This window comes from Streptomyces sp. C (assembly GCF_000158895.1).
Taxonomy (GTDB): Bacteria; Actinomycetota; Actinomycetes; order Streptomycetales; family Streptomycetaceae; genus Streptomyces; species Streptomyces racemochromogenes.
Window position 1 is genome coordinate 789,074 of record NZ_GG657750.1, and the last position, 3,528, is coordinate 792,601.

General features: G+C 77.0%; 2 protein-coding genes and 1 pseudogene. 1 reads left to right on the top strand and 2 read right to left on the bottom strand.

The window, feature by feature from the left end; translation table 11 throughout:
• The coding region (locus tag SSNG_RS03540) for a poly(A) polymerase (protein WP_007262424.1) at window positions 1–1,294 on the top strand (1,294 nt) is incomplete at its 5' end.
• 21 nt (window positions 1,295–1,315) lie between these two features.
• Here SSNG_RS03540 and SSNG_RS03545 read toward each other — a convergent pair.
• Window positions 1,316–2,235 (bottom strand): annotated as a pseudogene (locus SSNG_RS03545) (NADP-dependent oxidoreductase).
• A gap of 127 nt (window positions 2,236–2,362) precedes the next feature.
• Window positions 2,363–3,439: an RNA ligase (ATP) gene (locus tag SSNG_RS03550; RefSeq protein WP_042800483.1), complete on the bottom strand. Its 1,077-nt coding sequence runs from the start codon at window positions 3,437–3,439 to the stop codon at window positions 2,363–2,365.
• Window positions 3,440–3,528: the final 89 nt, after the last annotated feature.

Consider the following 3,528-nt stretch of genomic DNA (forward strand, 5'->3'; position numbering starts at 1 on the left):
CGGGAGTTCGCCGAGCGCCTCGGGCGGGGCGGGCGCACGGCCCCGGGTCGGGGAGCTGAGCCGTGCTGTCGCCGGCGCGAGGACGGGCCGATGCGGGGTGCGGGCGGTGGTGGAGCTGGGCACCGGTGCGGTGCGGCTGCCCCGGCCCGAGGCTCCGGCGGCGCCCGTCGAGGCGCCGGGTGCGGCCGAGGAGGTGGCCGCGCGGATCGCGGCCGCGCTTCCCGAAGGGCTGGTGCGGACGGTGGGCTCGCGCCGCATGGGCTGCGCGCTGCCGGGCGCCGATCTGGACCTGGTGGCCGTGCTGCCCGGGCCGGCGGACGCCGCGGGGGTGCGGGCGCGGGTGGCGGCCGCGCTGCCGGGGGCGCGGCGGCTGCGGGAGGTGACGGGGGCCCGGGTGCCGGGGCTGCGGCTGCACGCGTACGGCCTGGACGTGGACCTCGTGCTGGTGGGCGCCGGGGCGCTGGACCCCGGGCTCGCGGTGGCCCGGCGGGCGGAGCTCGGCGAGGCGGCGGCGGTGGCGCTGAGCGCGCTCGACGACGCCGACGCGGTACGGGAGTCCGTGGGCGCGTCGCACGCCGCCTTCGCCTCCCTGGCGCGGGAGGCGAAGGCCTGGGCTCGGGCGCGCGGGCTGGACTCGGCGCCGTTCGGCGGGCTGCCGGGGCTGGCCTGGGCGGTCCTCGCGGCGCGGACCGTCCGGGAGGCGGTCCGGGATGCCGCGGACCTCTCCCCCGCCGGGCTGCGGCGGGAGTTCTTCGGGACGTGGGCCGCCTGGGACTGGAGCGAGCCGGTGTCCCTGCTCCCGGCGGACGGGGCGGGCCGCTCCCCGTCGCCGGATCCGGTGACGGTCCTGACGCCGCGGGCGCCGGTGCGCAGCTGCACCGCGCAGGTGGGGCCCGGGATGCGGGACCTGCTGGTCCGGGAGCTGTACCGGGCGTGGGAGGTGCTGGAGGCGGATCCGGACGGCCTCGGCCGGCTGACGGCGCCGCCGCCGCTGCACCGGCGGCACGCGGCGTGGGCGGTGGTGACCGTACGGGCCGGTGCGGCCGGTGAGTTCGAGGAGCGGCTGGGCCGGGCGCGGGGGCGGCTGCGGGCCCTGCTCGCCGGGCTCCCCGACGCGCACGCCTGGCCCCGCCCGTTCGAGCGGACCGCCACCCTGGCCCGCTACGCGGTGGGGCTGGGCCCGACCCCGCCGGACGCGGCCGCGCTGGCGGCCCTGGCCGCGCCGTGGGCGGCGGGACTGCCGGGGGTGGAGGTCGGCTGGGCGGCGTCGGGCGAGGTGCCGGACCTGCCGTGAGGGAGGCCGCCCGGCCGGCGCTCACACCTCGATGATGATCTTGCCGGCGGTGTGGCCCTCCTGGTTCAGGGCGAAGGCGGCCGCGACTTCGGCGAGCGGGAAGCTCTCGGCGACCGTGACCTCCTAGCGGCCCTCGTCGGCGAGGCGGCCCAGGGCGGCGAGTTCTCACGAGACGGGGCGGACCCACATCCACTGGCCGCCCGCCCCCAAGGACTGTGTGGTCGGCGGAGGAGGCGTGGCGTCCGCCCTCGGCGAGGACGGCGCGGGTGACGTCGATGACGCCCCCGACGAAGTCGGCGACGACGGTGACGGCCTCGGGGGCGAAGGGCGCGGACGCGTTCCGTCAGGCCGTCCCCGTAGGCGACGGGTTCGCAGCCGAGGCCGCGCAGCCGGTCGTGGTTGCGCGGGGAGGCGGTGCCGATGACCCGGGCGCCGAGGGCGGCGGCGATCTGCACGCCGAGGGTGCCGACGCCGCCCGCCGCCCCGTGGACGAGGACCGTGTCGCCGCGGCCGGTGCCGAGGCGGGTCAGCAGCTGGTAGGCGGTGAGGCCGGCCAGCGGCAGGCCCGCCGCCTGCCGCCAGTCGAGGGAGACGGGCTTGGCCGCGAGGCAGCGCACGGGGACGCTGACGAACTCGGCGAAGGTGCCGCCGTGCACCCAGTCCTTGCGGGCGTACCCCATGACCGCGTCGCCCACCGCGAACTCGGGGGCGTCGATGCCGACGCGCTCGACGGTGCCGGACACGTCCCAGCCCGGGACGACGGGGAACACGGTGTCCATGAGGCCGTCGAGCCCGCCCGACATGATCTTCCAGTCGACCGGGTTGACCGCCGCGCAGCGGACCCGGACGAGGACCTCGCCGGGGGCCACCTTGGGCACGGGCAGCCGGGTCTCGGCGAGCACCTCCGTCCCGCCGTACGTCCCGTACGCCATGGCCCGCATGGTGCCTTCGGTGTCCTGCGACATGGATGCGGCCTCTCCGTCTGCCTGCCCGAACCGGTGGGAATCGCCCCTTTTCTCCATCCCACCACGGAACGCCCCCCGCACCGCCGAGCGCAACGCCGCCCGGTCACTCGTACTCGGTGCCGCCCTTGCGCGTCAGGTAGGCCGGGCTGACGGCCTTCGCGATGGCCCGCCCGCCGGTCACGGGGCTGTACCGCTCGGCCGCCGGCCGGATGACGACCCCCTCGCGCAGGTGCAGGCCGCGCCCGGAGACGGTCTCCCGGCCGCTCGCCAGCTCCAGTACCGCGTCCAGGGCGTACGGTCCCTCGAAGAGCCGGGGCACCAGCGGGAGTTCGCCGTCCCGGAGCACGTCCCGCGGGTCCAGCCAGCGCACCTGGCCGTCGATCTCGGCGGACACGTCGAAGACGGCGTATCCGGGAGGCGCGTCGGCCGTCGCGGCCTGGACCCCGTACGCCAGGTCCTGCACCCCGGCCCCGTAGACCTCGCCGAAGAGGCCGATGCGGCTCGCGCCCAGCCGTTCGGCCAGCCGGGCCGCGACCTCCGCCACGCCGTGGCCGCGTACCGCGCGCCAGTAGACGTTGCGCCCGTCCTCCTTGAGGGCCAGCCCCTTGGCGCCGACCCCCTTGGAGGAGACCAGGACGCGCCCCTCCCCGGCCAGGTAGGTCAGCAGGCAGGCCGTGCCGTGGAGTTTCTCCGTCAGGACGACGGGCTCCCCCTCCTCGAAGATCCCCGGGTAGCGCCGGAGGTTCTCGATGTCCACCCACGGCAGCAGGTCGGGGGCCGGCTCGACGTCCCCGTCCATCGTGGTGGGCACGGGCGGGGACCACTTCACGATGCCCAGCGCCTCCGCGAAGTCGGTGCCCTCCTTCGCGGCGAGGGCCAGGTCCACGCCGGCCAGGGCGCGGGGCCGGCAGACCAGGCCCTGCGAGAGCTCCCCGCGCAGCCGGACCGCCTTGACCCGGTCCTTGGAACCGCCGGCCAGCCGGCCCGTCAGCCCCAGCTCCTCGATCAGCGCGGCCGGGAGCACCGCCTGTTCGGGTATGTAGAGCGCCAGGTCACCGGTGCGGTAGGCCCCCTTCGCGACGACGGCGCGGTAGAGGCCCACCTGGGCCAGCTCCAGGGCATCGGCATCGGGGTGGTCGTGGACGGTCAGCTCTTCGACGGTGACACGCAGGGTGGACATCGGCGCCTCCTGGGACGGGACGGACTCGGACTTCCCGACCCACTCTCGGCGTCGCCATTTCCGCTGGTCCAGCGGATTTCGGGGTGTTA

Excerpts from the sequence above, each read along its gene's own strand:
- SSNG_RS03550 (WP_042800483.1), bottom strand. The coding sequence starts at position 3,439 with ATGTCCACCCTGCGTGTCACCGTCGAAGAGCTGACCGTCCACGACCAC.